The organism is Streptomyces spiramyceticus (genome assembly GCF_028807635.1).
Lineage (GTDB): Bacteria > Actinomycetota > Actinomycetes > Streptomycetales > Streptomycetaceae > Streptomyces > Streptomyces spiramyceticus.
In genome coordinates this window covers 2,316,435-2,335,885 of record NZ_JARBAX010000001.1, presented here as the reverse complement: position 1 = coordinate 2,335,885, position 19,451 = coordinate 2,316,435, and the positions used below count along the sequence as shown (strand labels likewise).

The window sequence follows — 19,451 nt, the reverse complement described above, 5'->3', positions numbered from 1 at the left end:
CCCTGGGCGCCGTGCGGTCAACCAACCGTACGGCGCCCTTTGTTTGTCCTAGACTCAGCGCCATGTTGGGCTCGGAACTCAGCCTTCAGTCCCGCGGTGTACGCCGCGGGGCGGCCCTGACATTGGTCTTCGCGACCGTCCTCGTCACCGCCGCCGCCACCGACTGCTGGCAGCTCGACGACGAGAAAACGCCTTCCCTCTCGGCCAGTTCGGTCGCCGTCACCGCCCACCGCGACGAAGTCACCGCCGCCGCGGTCGAGGCGATGGCCGACGGCAAGTCGGGCAAGGAGGCAGCCGAGGAGGTCGTCAGCCGCAGCGATGACCGGTGGGGGGCGGTGTACGACCAGGGCGAGTACGAGGAGTTCCAGCAGGCACTCGACGGCGAGTACACCGGCGTCGGGCTGTGGGCCAAGCGCACCCGCGACGGACGCATCGAGGTGGCCAGGGTCCAGCCCGGCGGCCCCGCCGAGCTCGAAGGCGTCAGGGCGGGCGACCGGCTCCGTACGATCGACGGCCGCCGCGTCGAGAAGCGCCCCGTCACCGAGGTCGTCGCGCTGCTGCGCGGCGACGGCACGGCGCAGGCCGGCACATCCGTCGTACTCGGCCTGGAGCGCGCCGGGCGGGAGTGGCACGAGACGCTGCGCCGCGCCCGCCTCGCCACCGAGGCCGTCACGGTCCAGCGGCATGCGGACGGTGCGACGCTGATCAAGGTGGCGTCCTTCACCAAGGGCTCCGGCGAGCAGGTGCGCGACGCGGTACGGGCCGTACCCAAGGATCACGGCGTCCTGCTGGATCTGCGCGGCAACGGGGGCGGCCTGGTGACCGAGGCGGTCACCGCCGCTTCCGCCTTCCTCGACGGCGGCCTGGTGGCGACGTACGACGTGCACGGCTCGCAGCGCGCCCTGTATGCCGAGCCGGGCGGCGACACCGAGAGGCCCGTGGTGGCGCTGGTCGACGGAGGCACGATGAGCGCGGCCGAGCTTGTCACCGGCGCGCTCCAGGACCGTGGCCGTGCGGTCACTGTGGGTGCGCGGACCTTCGGCAAGGGCTCGGTCCAGATGCCGAGCGTTCTTCCCGACGGTTCTGTTGCCGAGCTGACTGTCGGCCATTACCGCACTCCCGCGGGGCGAAATGTCGACGGCAGGGGCATCAGCCCGGACCTCGCGGTGAGCGAGCGGGCCGAGGAACGGGCCCGGACAGTATTGAGTGGCCTCGGGGGAGGGTCGTAGTGCGAAAATGAACGCACTATGGCTAAGGAAAAAGGGCGCAAGATGATCGCGCAGAACAAGAAGGCGCGGCACGACTACCTCATCATCGACACCTACGAGGCCGGGATGGTCCTGACCGGCACCGAGGTGAAGTCCCTGCGCCAGGGACGCGCCTCGCTGGTGGACGGCTTCGTACAGCTCGACGGGGGCGAGGCGTGGCTGCACAACATCCACGTACCCGAGTACACCCAGGGGACGTGGACCAACCACTCCGCGCGCCGCAAGCGCAAGCTCCTGCTGAATCGGGCGGAGATCGACAAGCTGGCGAGCAAGACCCAGGAGACGGGTCACACGATCGTGCCGCTCGCGATGTACTTCAAGGACGGCCGGGCCAAGATCGAGATCGCGCTGGCCAAGGGCAAGAAGGAGTACGACAAGCGGCAGACGCTCCGCGAGAAGCAGGATCTGCGGGAGACGAACCGTGCCATCTCGGCCGTGAAGCGCAGGGAACGCGGGCAGGTCTGAGGACAGGCCGCCGGGCCCGGCAGGAATACGCTGGCACCGTCGTGCGTTGGTCACGTACGATGGGGACTGCACTCCACCGCTGGTGGGGTGCGACCTTGAAAAATAAACATGGGGATGATCGGTTTCGACAGCGGATGTCGAGGCAGGGGAAGCGAGTCGAGGAAGCGGCAATGATCTCGTTAACCATATGTCGCAACCAATAATCGCCGATTCCAAGCGCGATTCCTTCGCCCTCGCTGCCTAAGTAGCGACTTAGCGAAGTGTCAGCCCGGGGGTGTTCCCGACCCGGATCCTGGCATCATCAAGGGAACTAAACCACTCGGTCCGGTCACGGGATCGGGTGGGAAATCAAACAGTGACTGAGCCCGTCGGAGACTTGTCCGTGTGATCTCCGGGGCCGAGAAAAACGTAGCGGACTGCACTCGGAGAAGCCCTGGTTCTGCACCGTTGGACGCGGGTTCGATTCCCGCCATCTCCACAATTCCCATGTGAGGCCGAGGCCCCGCCGTCCCAGGACAGCGGGGCCTCAGTCATGTCTCAGACCGCGGGCTGTACGCCGGTCAGCAGGGTGAGCAGCTGGTCCATCTCGCCGCGCCATATGCGGTGGACGTTCATCCGGGTCGGCTTCGGCTCGTTCGGCAGCTGGAGCTGGAAGACGCTCCAGACGGTGTTGCGCTGTATGCCGCTGACCAGGCGGCCCGCCTCGGCCGGGGGCAGCGCGTAGACGATCTCCTGCGGGCGGTTGCTCCACCGGCTCGCCTTGTGGATGACCACGGCCTGCTCGGTCGCGGTGACGAAGTAGTAGGTGAGAAATGCCTGGCCGATCAGGCCCAGCATGCTCATCAGCCACGGGCTCGGACCTGCGATGGCCTGGATGGTGACGATCGGACGGTCGGCCGGATTGGCCTGCGCGATGGCCGCGGCGACCTGTTGCTGGATCGTCGACTTCTTTACGGCCATGAGGCCCTCCCCTGAACGGAATCAACACAATGAGCGGAATGTGCGCCCCCGCTTCCAGGGGCGGTGCAGCGTAGCGCAGAGCAGCAGGGCGAGGCCTGCGGCTGCCACCGGGGCCAAGTAGCCCGACGCGGCGCCCGCGTGCTCCACGATCCAGCCGCCGCTCGCCGCGCCGGCCGCGACTCCGCCCAGCAGTGCGGCGACGGCCAGCGTCATGCCCTCGTTCAACTGGGCCTGCGGGACGACGTGTTGGATCAGCGCCATGCCGGTGACCAACGTCGGGGCCGTGGCGGCGCCCGCCAGCAGCAGGGCGGCGGCGACAGCGGCCAGCGAGCCGGTGAAGGCCGCCAGCAGCGGCAGCGACATCAGGACGGTCATCGCCGATACGCAGGCGAGCAGCCGGCGCCCCACGTCGGCCGCCGGGCGCGCGGACCCGTACAGCAGGCCCGCGACGCACGACCCCGCCGCCTGGAGAGCGAGCACCGCGCCCGCCGCCGCGCCGTGGCCCCGGTCGTCGGCGTAGGCGAGGGTGACGACCTCCATGGAGCCGAAGACCGCGCCGGTGGCGAGGAAGACGGTCAGCAGGGCGCGTATGCCGGGCAGGTGGAGGGGCGAGCGGACGCCCCTGGAGTGGGGGGAGACGGGTGGTTCCGTACCGCGCTGGGCGGCGAAGATCAGCGTGCCGGTCATCAGGAGGACCGCGCCGGTCAGCGTGCCGGCCTCGGGGAAGAGCGCCGAGCAGAGGAAGGCGGCGGCCACCGGGCCGAGCATGAAGCACAGCTCATCGGCGGCCTGTTCGAAGGAGTTGGCGGTGTGCCGGGCCGCTCGGTCGCCCTGGTGGATATGGGACCAGCGGGCGCGGGACATGCCGCCCGTGTTGGGGGTGGTGGCGGTGGCGGCGTACGCGGCGAAGAGTGTCCAGGCCGGGGCGTCGTAATGCACGCACAGCAGCAGGGCCAGCGATCCGAGTACGGCGACGGCGGCGGCGGGCACCGCGACACGGGCCTGGCCGTGGCGGTCGACGAGCCTGGCCGTCCAGGGTCCCACCAGGGCCGTGGCGGCGAGGCCGGTCGCGGTGACGGCGCCTGCGAGGGCGTACGAACCGCGCGATCCGGCGATCATCATGACGGCGCTCACGCTGAACATGCCCATGGGGATGCGGGCGACGAGGCTGCCCGCGGTGAAGGCGCGGGCACCGGGCGTGGCGAAGAGGCGGCGGTACGGGGAGAGGCGCCCGGGTCTGAGGCGTTTCGGCTCGCGCGGGGGGCGTTGCCGGGGAGGGTGCCGGTCCATGGCGATCAGTACGTCGCCGGAAACGGCCAGCATGGGGGAGGGGGCTTCGTATGGGGGCATGGATCAACCCTCGGGGCGGGTCCCACCTGCGGTCCAACACCTTCTGGGCGCCGATTCACGCACATGCGTTGTAGGTTCACGGCGTGCCCCATGACATAGAACCCCGGCTGCTGCGCGCCTTCGAGGCCGTGGCCGAGGACCTTCACTTCACCCGCGCCGCCGCCCGGCTCTTCACGGCCCAGCAGGCGCTCAGCCGTGACATCCGACGGCTGGAGCGGGAGTTGGGCTCCGAGCTGTTCGTACGGTCCACCCGCAGCGTGTCGCTGACGGCGGACGGTGAGCGGCTCCTGCCGTACGCGCGACGAGTACTGGCGGCGTACGACGAACTGGGCGCGGCATGGACGCACGAGGAGCGGCCGCTGCTGGTGGACGTCGGGGCGCCGGTCGGCACCGGCTACCGGGTGCTGGAGGCGGCCCGGGCCGCCGCGCCCGACATCGAGTTCGTCGGGCGCTTCCACAGCGGGCTCACGGGCGCCGCGGCCTCGATCGTCGGCGGCAGGCTCGATGTCTCGTCGGGCCGGGTCGCCGGGCTCGACCCGGCGGTGCTCGACCAGCTGGAGCACCGGCCGGTGCGCTTCGAGCGCATGGCGGTGCTGCTCGCCGACGACCATCCGCTGGCCGCACTGGACGAGGTGCCGCTGGACGCGCTCGCGGGGGAGACGCTCTACGCCGGGGCGGGCAATCCGGCGACGGCGGAGTGGACCGATCTGGCGGCCAGGCTTTTCGAGGGGCGGGGCATCGAGGTGGCGGCGCCGTTCCCGGAGATCGAGGGCGCGGAGGAGTTCGTACGGCTGGTCCGCAAGCGGCGCTGGTCGGTGCTGGCGAGTACCGAATTCATCGCGGTGCCGGGCATGGAACTGCGGCCGGTCGTCGACCCTGTGCCGCTGTCGCCCATCTCACTTGTGTGGCGAAAAGGGCTCAGACATAAGGGGCTTGACGTCCTAAATAGGGTGACTGATGAGCTCTTGAAGCGCCACAAGTGGCTGAAAATGCCTGCCGGGAGCTGGCTGCCCGAAGCCGATATGTCACTGATGCTCAACAACACCTGACTCGGCAGCCCTACTGTCATCGGCGTGCGCTACATTCATCGCCTGGGTGCGGTGTGGTAGGGGGCGCTCGGGGTGGGTGGGGGCCCGGTCCGACGGCAGGTATCCAGTAGTCGCAGTGCGCACCCGAATCACTTTCTGTGTGGGGGATGTGCGTACGACTGTGGAGAATTGGCGAGAGGATGCGGATGCCCGGTTCGGGTATCCCGAAGATCTCAATGACGTCACTGTGCAGCTCGACACTGTGCGGGTCGACGGCACCAGGCAGTTCGACAGCATCGGGCAGTTCGACGGCGCGGCGCAGTTTGACGGCACTGTGCAGTTCGACGGCACTGTGCAGTTGGACCGCGCGGCGCAGTTTGACGAATCGGTGCAGTTCGACGGCCTCGGCCGGCCGGTGTCGGAGCTGCCGGGTGTCCTGGAGCCCCAGGAGGGCTCCGACGGGCCGGTGTTCGTCGACGAGAGCGGCAACAGGAGCAAGAAGCTCCGCCGCGTCGGCTGGGTTCTCGCCACCGCCTGCGCCTGTTACGCCATCACGCTCATAGTCGCCCTGGCCGGTGGCAACTCCACCGCGCCCTGGCTCCAGATACCCGGTCTCGCCGACGACAAGAAGAATCCGGACACCGTCGAGATCTCCCCCGCCCCCGACGATCCCCTCGATCCGGGAGCCACCCCCGGGCAGACGCCGGGCGCGACCCCCACCGGATCGGCAAGCACCACCGCGCAGCCCGCGGCCGGCGGCACGTCGAGCACCAGCCGCCCCGTCGCCCCCGAGCCGGGTCGACCGGCCACCGAGAGCACCGGCGCCCCGGCCGGCAACCGCCCGCCTCAGAACGCCAACACCGACCCCGACACGAACCCGGACCCCGACGCGGGCACGGACCCGGCGACCGACCCCGGCACCGACCCGGACACCGGCACCGATCCCGACACGGGCACGGACCCCGGCGCCGACCCGGGCACCGACCCGGCCACCGATCCCGGCACGGGCACCGACCCCACGGACCCGGGCAGCAACGACCCAGGCACCGACCCCGGTGCCGGCACCGACCCGGATGCCGGCTCGGGCGGCACCACCAGCGAATTTGCCGCGAAAGGCACGTAGTCAGAGATGGCATCCCACGGCAGGCGCACCGCTCGCGCCACCCGCAGACGGCGACGCACCATTCGGCGCCGTATACCCATGCGCTATCTGCTGCCTTCGCTGTTCCTGGTGGCGCTGCTCGCCATGCTGATGCTGCGCGGCTACGTACACAGCGAGATCCTCGCCGACCACAGGGTCCGCCCCCCGGCCCCCATCGACCAGGTCCCCGAGCGCATCCTCAAGGGCGGCCCGGTCATTGACGCGCGTAGCGCGCAGGACCCCAAGGCACTGAGCATCCCCGACCGCAGGCTCGTCCTGACCTTCGACGACGGCCCCGACCCCCTGTGGACGCCGAAGGTTCTCGACAAGCTCAAGCAGTACGACGCGCACGGCGTCTTCTTCGTCACCGGCACGATGGCCTCGCGCCACCCGGACCTGGTCGAGCGGATGGTGCACGAAGGGCACGAGGTCGGGCTGCACACCTTCAATCACCCCGATCTCTCCTTCCAGACCAAGTCCCGCATCGACTGGGAGCTGTCCCAGAACCAGCTCGCGATCGCGGGCGCGGCCGGTATCCGCACCTCTCTCTTCCGCCCGCCGTACTCCTCGTTCTCCGACGCCCTCGACAACAAGTCCTGGCCGGTCACGCAGTACATAGGCAGCCGCGGCTACATCACGGCGTTCAACAACACCGACTCCGAGGACTGGAAGCGCCCCGGCGTCGAGGCGATCATCAAGAGAGCCACCCCCAAGGGCACCGAGGGCTCGATCGTGCTGATGCACGACTCCGGCGGCGACCGCTCGCAGACCGTGGCGGCCCTCGACCGCTTCCTGCCCTCGATGCAGGAGCGCGGCTACCGGTTCAACAACCTCACCGAGGCCCTGGGCGCACCCTCCGCCCACACCGAGGTCACAGGCCCCGAGCTGTGGAAGGGCAAGGCCTGGGTCTACGCCGTGGCGTTCTCCGAGAAGACCACCAGCGTCCTGGTCGTCGGCCTCGCCGCCATCGGCGTCCTCGTCATGCTGCGTTTCGGCCTGATGCTGCTGCTGTCGGTCCTGCACGCCCGCAAGGTGCGCAGGCGGACGTTCAGCTGGGGCCCGCCGGTCACCCGCCCCGTCTCGGTGCTCGTCCCGGCGTACAACGAACGCGAGTGCATCGCCAATACGGTGCACTCCCTGATGTCCAGCGAGCACCCCATCGAGGTCATCGTCATCGACGACGGCTCGACGGACGGCACGGCGGACATCGTCGAGGCGATGCGCCTGCCGAACGTACGCGTCGTACGCCAGGAGAACGCGGGCAAGCCCGCCGCCCTCAACAACGGCATCGCGCACGCCCGTTTCGACATCGTCGTCATGATGGACGGCGACACGGTCTTCGAGCCGGCCACCGTCCGCGAGCTCGTCCAGCCCTTCGGCGACCCGCGCGTCGGCGCCGTCGCGGGCAACGCCAAGGTCGGCAACCGCGATTCGCTCATCGGCGCGTGGCAGCACATCGAGTACGTGATGGGCTTCAACCTCGACCGCCGCATGTACGACCTGCTGGGCTGCATGCCGACGATCCCCGGCGCGGTCGGCGCCTTCCGCGCCGACGCGCTGCACCGCTTCGGCGGCATGAGCGAGGACACCCTCGCCGAGGACACCGACGTCACCATGGCGCTGCACCGCGACGGCTGGCGCGTCGTGTACGCGGAGAAGGCCCGCGCCTGGACCGAGGCACCGGAGAGCGTGCAGCAGCTGTGGTCCCAGCGCTACCGCTGGAGCTACGGCACCATGCAGGCGATCTGGAAGCACCGCCGCGCCGTCATCGAACGCGGCCCTTCCGGGCGCTTCGGCCGGGTGGGCCTTCCGCTCGTCTCCCTCTTCATGGTGCTGTTCCCGCTGCTGGCGCCGCTCATCGACGTATTCCTGCTGTACGGCCTGGTCTTCGGCCCCACCCAGAAGACCGTCGTCGCCTGGCTCGGCGTGCTCGCCATACAGGCGGTCTGCGCCGCGTACGCCTTCCGGCTCGACCGGGAGAAGATGACCCACCTGATCTCGCTGCCCCTCCAGCAGATCCTCTACCGGCAGCTGATGTACGTCGTGCTGCTCCAGTCCTGGATCACCGCACTCACCGGTGGCCGGCTGCGCTGGCAGAAGCTGCGCCGCACCGGTGTGGTCGAGGCGCCCGGCTCCATCCCGGCGCAGCGTCAGCGGAGCAACGAGAAGAGGCCCGTCGCATGACCTTCGGTACCACCGGCCCGATCGACGCCACCGCCCCGATGCCGCGGGCACAGGCCGGGCCACGTCCGTCCGCCGCGCCCACTGCGGGACCGCCCGGCCGCGACCGGTATCTCGACGTGCTGCGGGCCGTCGCGCTCGTCCGCGTCGTCGTCTACCACATCTTCGGCTGGGCCTGGCTGACCGTGCTCTTCCCGTCCATGGGCGTGATGTTCGCGCTGGCCGGGTCGCTGATGGCGCGCTCCCTGAAGCGGCCGGCGGCGGGCGTCATCCGTGGCCGTGTCCGACGGCTGCTGCCGCCCATGTGGGCGTTCTCGCTCACCATCGTGCCGATCATGTTCTATTTCGGCTGGGAGCCGCTGAAGGAGGAAGGCCTGTGGTGGTTCGTCAAGCTCGCCAACTACGTCTTCCCGCTCGGGGCACCGCCGTACCCCTGGCACAGCGGTGACAAGCCGGGCCTCCTGGAGGACACCTGGGCGGTCCAGGCCGCCGGTCCCCTCTGGTACATCCGCGCCTACCTGTGGTTCGTCATCGCGTCGCCGCTGCTGCTGTGGGCGTTCCGCAGGGTCCCGTGGGTGGCCCTGTTCGCGCCGCTCGGTGTCACCGCGGTCATCGGCACCGGCCTGGTGACGATCCCCGGCGAGGCCGGCAACGCCGTCACTGACTTCGCGGTGTACGCCTCCTGCTGGATGCTCGGCTTCGCCCACAACGACGGCCTGTTCCAGAAGGTCCCGCGCTACATATCGGTGTCAGTTTCCGCGATGGTCATGGCGTTCGGCCTGTGGTGGGCATCCGGCCATCTCACCGCGGACGGCTGGGACCTCAACGACATCCCGCTCGCCCAGGCGTGCTGGTCGTTCGGCTTCTGTGTGATCCTCCTCCAGTACTCGCCGTCCTGGAAGGAACTGCCACCGAAGCTGAAGGGCTTCGACACGGTGATCACGCTGGCGAACAACCGGGCGGTGACGATCTACCTCTGGCACAACATGCTGATCATGGCGACCATCCCCGTCATCGACCTGCTCTTCGAGATCCCGGGCGTCTGGCCCACGTACTCTGGCTACATCGAGGACGCGTACACCACGCTGATGCTGATCGTCGTCTGGCCGCTCATCGGCCTGATGATCATCACTGTCGGTTGGCTGGAAGACGTCGCAGCCCAGCGCAAGCCCCGCCTGTGGCCCAATGGGTCACCCCGGAAGTCAAGCCGCTCACACAAGCACTGACCGCCGGGTGAGAGCAAGGTTGCGCGCCGGTCACCTCACGGCACGGGACTGAAATCCGCCGTACCTAGCGTCGCTTCCACGACCCGATACCCGTGGAGGCGCGTCATGGCAGGCCGGTGGATCGAACAGTGGGACCCCGAGGACGAGACCTTCTGGAAGGAAACGGGGGAGCGGATTGCCCGGCGCAATCTGTTCTTCTCCGTATTTTCCGAGCACATCGGCTTCTCCATCTGGACCCTGTGGTCCGTCATGGTGCTCTTCATGGGCCCGGAGTACGGCGTGGATCCGGCCGGGAAGTTCTTCCTGATCGCGACGGCCACCCTGATCGGGGCCCTCGTCCGGGTCCCGTACACCTTCGCCGTAGCGCGCTTCGGCGGCCGGAACTGGACGGTCTTCAGCGCGCTGATGCTGCTCCTGCCGACGGGTGCGGCGTACGCCGTCATGGAACCGGGCACCTCCTACACCACCTTCATGGTGGTCGCGGCCCTCACCGGCGTCGGTGGCGGAAACTTCGCCTCCTCCATGACCAACATCAACTCCTTCTTCCCGCTCCGTAAGAAGGGCTGGGCGCTGGGCCTCAACGCGGGCGGCGGCAACATCGGCGTACCCGTGGTGCAGCTCGTCGGCCTGCTCGTCATCGGCACGGCAGGCGCGACCCACCCCCGCATCCTGCTCGCCGCGTACATCCCCCTGATCATCGTCGCGGCCGTCTGCGCCGTGCTGTGGATGGACAACCTGGCGCCCGTACGCAACGACACAGGGGCGGCGAAGGCCGCCGTGCGCGACCCGCACACCTGGATCATGTCCTTCCTGTACGTCGGGACCTTCGGCTCCTTCATCGGCTACAGCTTCGCCTTCGGCCTGGTCCTCCAGACGCAGTTCGGTCGTACGCCGCTGCAGGCCGCCTCGCTCACCTTCATCGGCCCGCTCCTCGGCTCCCTGATCCGCCCCCTCGGCGGCTCCCTCGCCGACCGCTTCGGCGGCGCCCGCATCACGCTGTGGAACTTCGCCGCGATGGCGGGTGCGACCGGGGTCGTCGTCTACGCCTCCGTGTCCGAGTCGCTCCCGGTCTTCCTGACCGGCTTCATTGCCCTCTTCGTCCTGACCGGCCTCGGCAACGGTTCGACGTACAAGATGATCCCCGCGATCTTCCAGGCGAAGGCGCTGGCCAAGGGCATGACGGGCGAGGCGGCCGCGGCGTACGGGCGGCGGCTCTCCGGGGCCTCGATGGGCCTGATCGGTGCGGTCGGCGCGCTCGGCGGGCTCGCGATCAACCTGGCCTTCCGGCAGTCCTTCCTCACCGCCGGGACGGGCACGGCGGCCTTCGCCTCCTTCCTCGCCTTCTACGCTGTGTGCTTCACGCTGACCTGGGCGGTATACCTTCGCCGGCCGGTCGCGGTGCAGGCAAAGCCGCAGCCCGCCTATGCCGAGGTCTGATCCGCCAGCCCCGTTAACGGCGGGGAAATATTCGGGAACCGAGCCTGTCACGTGCTGGTGACAGGCTCGGCCATCCGCATGAACCAGCACAGCGGTATGAGAGCCGGGTACGACATGTCCCCCACGCATGCAGAGCAGCAAGGCCCCCTCGAGGGCTTTACCGTCGGTGTCACAGCGGCCCGGCGTGCCGACGAACTGGGCACGCTGCTGACGCGGCGCGGTGCCTCCGTACTCCACGCGCCGGCCCTGCGGATCGTTCCGCTCGCCGACGACAGCGAACTCCTCGCCACCACCAAGCAGCTCATCGACCGGGCCCCCGACGTCGTGATCGCGACCACGGCGATCGGCTTCCGGGGGTGGGTGGAGGCGGCCGACGGCTGGGGCCTCGGCGAGGACCTCCTCGCCCGCCTCCAGGGCGTCGAACTCCTCGCCCGCGGCCCGAAGGTCAAGGGCGCGATCCGCGCGGCGGGCCTCACGGAGGAATGGTCACCGTCCTCCGAATCCATGGCCGAAGTCCTCGACCGGCTCCTCGCGGAGGGCGTCGCGGACCGCCGTATCGCGATCCAGCTGCACGGCGAACCACTCCCCGGCTTCGTCGAAGCGCTGCGGGCCGGTGGCGCGGAGGTCGTCGGCGTGCCTGTCTACCGCTGGATGCCGCCCGAGGACATAGCCCCGCTCGACCGCCTCATCGACGCTGCGGTCGGCCGCGGCCTCGAAGCAGTGAGCTTCACCAGCGCCCCGGCGGCGGCGTCGATGCTGTCCCGGGCGGAGGAGCGCGGGATGCTCCCGGAGCTGCTGGCCGCGCTGAACCACGACGTACTGGCGGCGTGCGTAGGGCCGGTCACCGCCCTGCCCCTCCAGGCGCTGGGCATCGACACCGTCCAGCCCGACCGCTTCCGGCTCGGCCCGCTCGTCCAGCTGATCTGCCGCGAGCTCCCGGGCCGCGCCCGTACGCTGCCGGTCGCCGGCCGCAGCGTCGAGATCCGCGGCCACGCCGTGCTCCTGGACGGCGAGGTACGCCCCGTGCCGCCCGCCGGAATGTCCCTCCTGCGAACGCTCGCGCGGCGCCCCGGCTGGGTCGTCTCCCGCGCGGACCTCTTGCGCGCACTGCCCGGCTCGGGCCGCGACGAACACGCGGTCGAAACGGCAATGGCCCGCCTGCGCACGGCCCTGGGCGCCCCCAACCTCATCCAGACGGTGGTCAAACGCGGCTACCGCCTGGCACTGGACCCGGCGGCAGACACGAAGTACGCGGACGCGTGAGCCGGGGGGCATGAACCGGGGGGCGTTCCGTTTCCCTCGCCCCGCCCCTTCCCGAACTGCGGAGCCCGGAAGGCCTCCGGGGGGCGCACGTGCGGTGGGAGGGGTTCCGGGCCGGCGTGTTGGCGGGCACTCTGGGGGGACGGGACGACACCCACCGGTAACCCCGAGGCGGTGACACGCGCATGCGGTACGACTCCGGACGCGTCTGTCTGGATCTGGTAGCGACAGGAGTGCACCCCGCCGAGCAGCTCGACGACGCCGATCGGCTCCGGGAGTGGTTGGTGGGCGCCGGGCTCGTGCCCTGCACCGTGGCGCTCGACGCTGTCGACGACGGGTGGGTGCGCCGGTTCGTCGAAGTGCGGGAGTACGTCGGCGAATTGGTGCGCGCAGAGCTCGGTGGGCGGCCCGCGCCCCGCGCCCTGGAGTACGTCAACGCCCTGGCCGCCACCGCTCCGCCCGGCGTCAGGGCCGTACGTACGGCGGACGGCGTCCTCGTCAGGGCGCTCAGCGACACCCCCCGATGCGCGGCGCTGCTCGCCGCCGTCGCCCGCGACGCCGTGGACCTGCTGACCGACCCCGCCGCCCGCGCCGGCCTGCGCCAGTGCGAGGGCGACAACTGCCGTCGCCTGTACCTCGATACGTCCCGGGGGCGCCGCAGGCGCTGGTGCTCCAGCGAGGTGTGCGGCAACCGGGAAAGGGTCGCCCGCCACCGGCGCCGCGCAGTCGCGTCACGCGCCTGAACGAAAGCCCGGAAAACTTCTTCGGATTGCGTTGAGTCGATCCGGCCGTCCTTGCGTAGTGATGGAGGAGGGAGCCACACAGGGTCTCGACCAGGAGGTTCGGGTGCGCGAGGATGCGGCCGTGGCCGATGACCGTCAGCACAGGGCTCGACATCGTTTGGGGGGACCGCGCGCCGTAAAACAGGCTCCTGACGAAGAGTTGATGCGCGCGCTCTACCGCGAACACGCCGGCCCTCTGCTGGCCTACGTACTGCGCCTCGTCGCCGGCGACCGCCAACGCGCCGAGGACGTCGTACAGGAGACGCTCATCCGTGCCTGGAAGAATGCCGGTCAGCTCAATCGGGCCACCGGCTCTGTCCGCCCCTGGCTGGTGACGGTCGCCCGTCGCATCGTCATCGACAACCATCGCAGCCGGCAGTCCCGGCCGCAGGAGGTCGATCCGTCGCCGCTGGAGGTCATGCCCGCGGAGGACGAGATCGACAAGGCGTTGTGGCTGATGACGCTCTCTGACGCGCTCGACGATTTGACTCCCGCTCACCGGGAAGCACTTGTCGAGACGTACTTCAGAGGGCGTACGGTCAATGAGGCGGCCGAAGCGCTGGGCATACCCAGTGGGACGGTCAGGTCCCGGGTCTTCTACGCACTGCGCTCCATGAAACTCGCGCTTGAGGAACGAGGGGTGACGGCATGACGACGCAGGACCGGCACTCCGAGCATGATGCCGTCGGCGCATATGTGCTCGGCATTCTGGACGACGCGGACGCCACCGCCTTCGAAGCCCATCTGGCCGGCTGCCAGTACTGCGCCGCCCAGCTGGACGACTTCGCCGGCATGGAACCGATGATGGCCGCCCTCGCCGAGTACCCGGGCCCGCCCGCGCGGCTGACCGAGCCCACTCCCCAGCTGCTCGACCGCCTCACCGACGAGGTCGCCACCAAGCGCGCGCAGAGCAGACGGCGCGGGTTCTACCTGGTGGCGGCAGCCGCCGTACTGGTCGTCGGCGGCCCTGCGATCGCGGTCGTGGCCACGTCGGACGGCGACGGCGGCAGCAATGTCGCGGGACCCCACCCGACCAGCCCGGCCGAGGACGCCTTCTTCAACCACATGGAGGAGAAGATCGTCGCGACCGACGCCACCACGAAGGTCAGTGCGACCGTCGGCATGGAGAAGAAGGGCTGGGGCACCCACACCGTCCTGGAGCTCAAGAACGTCAAGGGCCCGCTGAAGTGCAGCCTCATCGCCGTCGCGAAGGACGGCAAGGAGGAGACCGTCACCACGTGGGCCGTCCCGAAGTGGGGATACGGCATCCCGGACAGCACGAACAAGACCGCGAAGAACCCGCTGTACGTGCACGGCGGCGCGGCCATGAACCGCGACGAGATCGACCACTTCGAGGTCCGGACGTTCGACGGAAAGCGCCTGGTCGAGGTCGAAGCCTGACAGATCCACTCAATTCCCTGTTCCGTACAGGTGCGGTCCGGGTCCCCCTTCGCGTACGGTTGACGGCTGCCCGCAGCACGTCAGAAGGGGGCCTCGGTGGCCGTGCAGGATGCCGCTGTCGATTCCGTGGATTCCGCTTCCGACTCCTCCGAGGAGTCGGCGCGGACCCGCGAAATCGGTGTCGAACAGGATCATCTGGATCAGGTGTACCGCCGTCTGGAGGAGAAGATCCACGAGGCGGAATTCCTCATGAACGACGCCGCCAAGCGCGGCCAGGTCGGCACGCCCGGCGCGCTCGCCGAGCGTGACGCGCAGGTCTTCCGCGCCGGAATTCACCTCAACCGGCTCAACAACGAATTCGAGGACTTCCTCTTCGGACGCATCGATCTGCTGCGCGGCAAGGACGGGCAGAAGGGCCCGGACGGCGCGTACACCTCGGTCGAACCCGCCGACGACGCGGTACGCCCCGACCTCACGGCCGAGATCGCCGAGACCCTGCACATCGGGCGCATCGGCGTACTCGACGCCGACTACTCCCCGCTGGTCATCGACTGGCGCGCACCGGCCGCGGCGCCCTTCTACCGCTCCACGCCCAAGGAGCCCGGCCGGGTCGTACGCCGCCGGGTCATCCGCTCCAAGGGCCGCAAGGTGCTCGGCGTCGAGGACGACCTGATGCGCCCCGAGCTGACGGCGAACCTGAACGACGCCCCGCTGGCCGTCATCGGCGACGGCGCGCTGATGGCCGCCCTCGGGCAGGCCCGCAGCCACACCATGCGCGACATCGTGTCGTCCATCCAGGCCGAGCAGGACCTGGTGATCCGCGCCCCCGCCGCCTCCGTCACCGAGGTCTCCGGCGGCCCCGGCACGGGCAAGACCGCCGTGGCCCTGCACCGCGCCGCCTACCTGCTCTACCAGGACCGGCGGAAGTACGCGGGCGGCATCCTCATCGTGTCGCCGACGCCGCTTCTCGTGGCGTACACCGAGGGCGTGCTGCCCTCGCTGGGCGAGGAGGGCCAGGTCGCGATCCGCGCGGTCGGCTCGCTCGTCGACGGCGCGGAGGCATCGACGTACGACGAACCGAACATCGCCCGCATCAAGGGTTCCTCGCGCATGCTCAAGGTGCTGCGCAACGCGGCCCGCGGCGCCCTCGACGCGCGGCCCGCGCCGGCCCCCGCCGCCGAAGGACAGCTGGCCTTCGGCGACGAGGAGCCGCAGGAGCCTCAGGCAGCAGCGACCCCGGACAGGCTGCGCGTCGTCGCCTTCGGCGCCCGCGTGGAGCTGAACGCCGACGACCTGAGCCGCATCCGGCACAACGTCCTCAGCGGCACGGCGCCCGTCAACCTGCTGCGCCCCCGTGCCCGCAAGCTGCTGCTCGACGCCCTGTGGTCCAAGTCGAGCGGCCGGGGCCGCCACACGGACCCCGAACTGGTCGCCGAGCTGCGCTCCGGTTTCGACGACGACATCTCGACCGAGGCGGAGTTCATCGACTTCCTCGACGCCTGGTGGCCCGAGCTCACACCCCGCCGGGTGCTCGCCGCCATGGCCGACGAGAAGCGCCTGGGCCGCTGGGCCCGCCGCGTACTGAACCCGCGCGAGACCCGCCAGCTGGCCCGCTCCCTGCGCCGTCTCGACGCGGAGGGGCAGGGTCCGCTGTCCGTCCACGACGTGGCGCTGCTCGACGAGCTCCAGATGCTGCTCGGCACCCCGGCCCGCCCCAAGCGGAAGCGCGAGTACGACCCACTCGACCAGCTCAGCGGCCTCGAAGAGCTGATGCCGCAGCGCGAGGAGACGCAGTGGGAGCGGGCCGAGCGGCTGGCCCAGGAGCGCACGGAGTACGCCCACGTGATCGTCGACGAGGCGCAGGACCTGACGCCCATGCAGTGGCGGATGGTCGGCCGCCGTGGCCGGCACGCCACCTGGACGATCGTCGGCGACGCGGCACAGTCCTCGTGGTCCGATCCGGCCGAGGCGGCCGCGTCCCGCGACGAGGCCCTCGGCGCCCGCCCGCGCCGCAAGTTCACGCTCACCGTGAATTACCGCAACCCGGCCGAGATCGCAGCCCTGGCGGCCAAGGTCCTGGAGCTGGCCATGCCGGGCATGGAGTCACCGGCCGCCGTCCGCTCCACGGGCGTCCAGCCGCGCTTCGCCGTCGTACGGGACAAGGACGTCGCCACGGCGATGCGGGAAGAGGCACAGCGCCTCCTGGAGCGCGTGGACGGCACGGTCGGCGTGGTCGTCGCCATGAACCGGCGAGCGCAGGCCCGCAAGTGGCTCGCGCCGCTGGGCGAGCGCGTCGTGGCGCTCGGCAGCCTGGAGGCGAAGGGCCTGGAGTACGACGCGACGGTCGTCGTATCACCTGCGGAAATCGCGGAGGAGTCCCCGGCGGGCCTGCGGGTGCTGTACGTGGCGCTGACACGCGCGACGCAGCAGCTCACGGTCGTTTCGGGGGAGCGCGACAAGCCGGGTGCGGACGGGGTGCCGGCGCTGCTGCGGGACTGAACCGGGGTCAACGTGCGCTTGGGGGAATCACTTGCCGGGGTGGTTTGTTAGCCTTGCTGTGGCACCGGCTCGATCCAAGCCCCCGGGCCCAACCTTCGTCGCTACGAGCGACCACTTGCCGCGAGGCGAGCATGGCGGGTCGGTGCCACTTGAGCGCTCAGTACGTACACCACTTGGTACGTACATACAGAAGAGGTCCGCAGCACCCACGGGTGCCGCGGGCCTCTTCTGTTTCACCTGCGCTTCTCGTATGGTGGAAAACAGTTTCCGAAAACAAAATGACCGCATTACCTGCTACCCGCAGGTAGGTGGGACCATCGGAGGGCGTTGCCGGGCAACAGCCACGGTCGCGCAGCAAAGAAGCTAGGGAAAGCAGAGGAAGTCGGCCATGGCAACGGCGCCCAGCGTCTCGTACTCGATGACGGTCCGGCTGGAGGTCCCCGCGAGCGGGACCGCGGTCAGCCAGCTCACCACGGCCGTGGAGTCCTCCGGCGGGTCGGTGACCGGCCTCGACGTGACCGCTTCCGGTCACGAGAAGCTGCGGATCGACGTCACGATCGCGGCGACCTCGACCGCGCACGCCGACGAGATCGTCGAGGAGCTGCGCCGCATCGAGGGTGTGGTGCTGGGCAAGGTCTCCGACCGTACGTTCCTGATGCACCTCGGCGGCAAGATCGAGATGGCGTCCAAGCACCCCATCCGCAACCGTGACGACCTCTCGATGATCTACACGCCGGGTGTCGCCCGCGTCTGCATGGCGATCGCGGAGAACCCCGAGGACGCCCGCCGCCTGACCATCAAGCGGAACTCCGTCGCAGTGGTGACGGACGGCTCCGCGGTGCTCGGTCTCGGCAACATCGGCCCGATGGCCGCACTTCCGGTCATGGAGGGCAAGGCGGCCCTCTTCAAGCGCTTCGCCGGCATCGACGCGTGGCCCATCTGTCTGGACACCCAGGACTCCGACGCGATCGTCGAGATCGTCAAGGCCATCGCCCCCGGCTTCGCCGGCATCAACCTCGAAGACATCTCCGCGCCCCGCTGCTTCGAGATCGAGGCCCGTCTGCGCGAGGCCCTCGACATCCCCGTCTTCCACGACGACCAGCACGGCACGGCCATTGTGGTGCTCGCCTCGCTGACCAACGCGCTGCGCGTGGTCGGCAAGGCGATCGGTGACGTACGGGTCGTCATGTCGGGCGCGGGCGCGGCCGGTACGGCCATCCTCAAGCTTCTGATCGCCGCGGGCGTCAAGCACGCGGTCGTCGCCGACATCCACGGCGTGGTGCACGCGGGCCGCAAGGACCTCGTCGACGCCGCACCCGAATCGCCGCTGCGCTGGATCGCCGACAACACCAACCCGGAGGGCGTCACCGGCACCCTCAAGGAGGCCGTGGTCGACGCCGACGTCTTCATCGGCGTCTCGGCCCCGAACGTCCTGAACGGGGACGACGTGGCGGCCATGGCGGACAACGCGATCGTGTTCGCGCTCGCGAACCCGGACCCCGAGGTCGACCCCGCAATCGCCCGCGAAACCGCGGCAGTTGTGGCCACCGGACGCTCCGACTTCCCGAACCAGATCAACAACGTGCTGGTCTTCCCCGGCGTATTCCGAGGCCTGCTGGACGCCCACTCCCGCACGGTCAACACGGAGATGATGCTGGCGGCGGCCACCGCCCTCGCCGACGTCGTCACCGAGGACGAGCTGAACGCCAACTACATCATCCCGTCCGTCTTCAACGACAAGGTGGCGGGCGCCGTCGCCGGAGCCGTCCGTACGGCCGCAAAGGCAGACGCAAAGCCCGACGCCGCTCTGTGACGGGCCCCACGTCCGCCTGACATCCGGCGCGTCGCGGGATGCAGGGCCCTAAACGCCCCTTTAGGGTGGCGGACCATGAGCCTTGCGGCCCTCCGGAGGGTGCCGGATTGGCTTTCCCGCCGCAGGTGGGGGCAGGATGCGTATTCGGGCGCGAGGGTCTTACGACAGACCCGGGTCCGGGGACTGTCCGAGGGCCCTGGCAGCATCGGCTTCGATCTCACGCCTTACAGGCAAGAAGAACACGGGAGTAACAACATGAACCGCAGTGAGCTGGTGGCCGCCCTGGCCGACCGTGCCGACGTGACCCGCAAGGACGCCGACGCCGTTCTGGCCGCTCTCGCCGAGACCGTCGGCGAGATCGTCGCCAAGGGCGACGAGAAGGTAACCATCCCCGGCTTCCTGACCTTCGAGCGCACCCACCGTGCCGCTCGCACCGCTCGTAACCCCCAGACCGGCGACCCGATCCAGATCCCGGCCGGCTACAGCGTGAAGGTCTCCGCGGGCTCCAAGCTCAAGGAAGCCGCCAAGGGCAAGTAACACCCCAAGGCAGACCCGAAGGGGGCGTTCACCCGGAACACGCCGGGCGGCCGCCCTCTTCGCGTTTCTGAGGCCGTATCAGGGCCAGGACCGGGTCAGGGGT

16 protein-coding genes and 1 other RNA gene are annotated in these 19,451 nt (G+C 69.7%); 15 read left to right on the top strand and 2 right to left on the bottom strand.

Going from position 1 to position 19,451, the window contains the following annotated elements; genetic code table 11:
- Window positions 1–62 precede the first annotated feature (62 nt).
- From PXH83_RS10525 to ssrA, 3 genes are all read left to right on the top strand, one after another.
- Window positions 63–1,229 carry a S41 family peptidase gene (locus tag PXH83_RS10525; protein WP_274559124.1) on the top strand — a complete coding sequence of 389 codons (1,167 nt, stop codon included), beginning with the start codon at window positions 63–65 and terminating at the stop codon, window positions 1,227–1,229.
- An 18-nt stretch (window positions 1,230–1,247) separates the two neighbouring features.
- Window positions 1,248–1,733 carry an SsrA-binding protein SmpB gene (smpB, locus tag PXH83_RS10520; RefSeq protein ID WP_214922236.1) on the top strand — a complete coding sequence of 162 codons (486 nt, stop codon included), beginning with the start codon at window positions 1,248–1,250 and terminating at the stop codon, window positions 1,731–1,733.
- A 110-nt stretch (window positions 1,734–1,843) separates the two neighbouring features.
- Window positions 1,844–2,214, top strand: a transfer-messenger RNA (tmRNA) gene (ssrA, locus tag PXH83_RS10515).
- 56 nt (window positions 2,215–2,270) lie between these two features.
- On the opposite strand, the gene PXH83_RS10510 is transcribed toward ssrA, so the two are convergent.
- Together PXH83_RS10510 and PXH83_RS10505 are read right to left on the bottom strand one after the other, a co-directional pair.
- On the bottom strand, window positions 2,271–2,693 hold the full coding sequence (locus tag PXH83_RS10510; protein WP_214922234.1) for a hypothetical protein: 423 nt from the start codon (window positions 2,691–2,693) through the stop codon (window positions 2,271–2,273).
- A gap of 21 nt (window positions 2,694–2,714) precedes the next feature.
- Window positions 2,715–4,043, bottom strand: a complete 1,329-nt coding sequence (locus tag PXH83_RS10505) for an MFS transporter (RefSeq protein WP_274559123.1) — start codon at window positions 4,041–4,043, stop codon at window positions 2,715–2,717.
- An 83-nt stretch (window positions 4,044–4,126) separates the two neighbouring features.
- Between PXH83_RS10505 and PXH83_RS10500 the strand changes: the two genes are divergently transcribed.
- The 12 genes from PXH83_RS10500 to PXH83_RS10445 all read left to right on the top strand — a co-directional run bounded on the left by PXH83_RS10500 (window position 4,127) and on the right by PXH83_RS10445 (window position 19,348).
- A complete protein-coding gene (locus PXH83_RS10500; RefSeq protein ID WP_274559122.1) occupies window positions 4,127–5,092 on the top strand; it encodes a LysR family transcriptional regulator in 966 nt (321 codons plus the stop codon).
- A 226-nt stretch (window positions 5,093–5,318) separates the two neighbouring features.
- Window positions 5,319–6,194, top strand: a complete 876-nt coding sequence (locus PXH83_RS10495) for a hypothetical protein (protein WP_274559121.1) — start codon at window positions 5,319–5,321, stop codon at window positions 6,192–6,194.
- A gap of 78 nt (window positions 6,195–6,272) precedes the next feature.
- On the top strand, window positions 6,273–8,396 hold the full coding sequence (locus PXH83_RS10490) for a bifunctional polysaccharide deacetylase/glycosyltransferase family 2 protein (RefSeq protein ID WP_274559120.1): 2,124 nt from the start codon (window positions 6,273–6,275) through the stop codon (window positions 8,394–8,396).
- Window positions 8,393–9,619, top strand: coding sequence for an acyltransferase family protein (locus tag PXH83_RS10485; RefSeq protein ID WP_420803144.1), 1,227 nt, complete (start codon window positions 8,393–8,395; stop codon window positions 9,617–9,619). Before PXH83_RS10490 ends, PXH83_RS10485 begins: the two co-directional genes overlap by 4 nt.
- 105 nt (window positions 9,620–9,724) lie before the next feature.
- On the top strand, window positions 9,725–11,056 hold the full coding sequence (locus PXH83_RS10480; protein WP_274559119.1) for a nitrate/nitrite transporter: 1,332 nt from the start codon (window positions 9,725–9,727) through the stop codon (window positions 11,054–11,056).
- 114 nt (window positions 11,057–11,170) lie between these two features.
- Window positions 11,171–12,319, top strand: coding sequence for a uroporphyrinogen-III synthase (locus tag PXH83_RS10475; RefSeq protein WP_274562760.1), 1,149 nt, complete (start codon window positions 11,171–11,173; stop codon window positions 12,317–12,319).
- 182 nt (window positions 12,320–12,501) lie between these two features.
- Window positions 12,502–13,059 (top strand): CGNR zinc finger domain-containing protein, encoded by a 558-nt coding sequence (locus PXH83_RS10470; RefSeq protein WP_274559118.1) that lies wholly within the window; start codon window positions 12,502–12,504, stop codon window positions 13,057–13,059.
- 61 nt (window positions 13,060–13,120) lie between these two features.
- Window positions 13,121–13,750: a sigma-70 family RNA polymerase sigma factor gene (locus tag PXH83_RS10465; RefSeq protein ID WP_274559117.1), complete on the top strand. Its 630-nt coding sequence runs from the start codon at window positions 13,121–13,123 to the stop codon at window positions 13,748–13,750.
- The gene (locus tag PXH83_RS10460; RefSeq protein ID WP_274559116.1) at window positions 13,747–14,499 is read left to right on the top strand and encodes an anti-sigma factor family protein; all 753 of its coding nucleotides are present in this window, start codon (window positions 13,747–13,749) and stop codon (window positions 14,497–14,499) included. Before PXH83_RS10465 ends, PXH83_RS10460 begins: the two co-directional genes overlap by 4 nt.
- Before the next feature lie 96 nt (window positions 14,500–14,595).
- Window positions 14,596–16,998, top strand: coding sequence for a HelD family protein (locus PXH83_RS10455; protein WP_420803143.1), 2,403 nt, complete (start codon window positions 14,596–14,598; stop codon window positions 16,996–16,998).
- Window positions 16,999–17,386: 388 nt separating this feature from the next.
- Window positions 17,387–18,811, top strand: coding sequence for an NAD-dependent malic enzyme (locus PXH83_RS10450; RefSeq protein WP_274559115.1), 1,425 nt, complete (start codon window positions 17,387–17,389; stop codon window positions 18,809–18,811).
- Between the two features lie 255 nt (window positions 18,812–19,066).
- Window positions 19,067–19,348, top strand: coding sequence for an HU family DNA-binding protein (locus PXH83_RS10445; RefSeq protein WP_028815325.1), 282 nt, complete (start codon window positions 19,067–19,069; stop codon window positions 19,346–19,348).
- Window positions 19,349–19,451 lie beyond the last annotated feature (103 nt).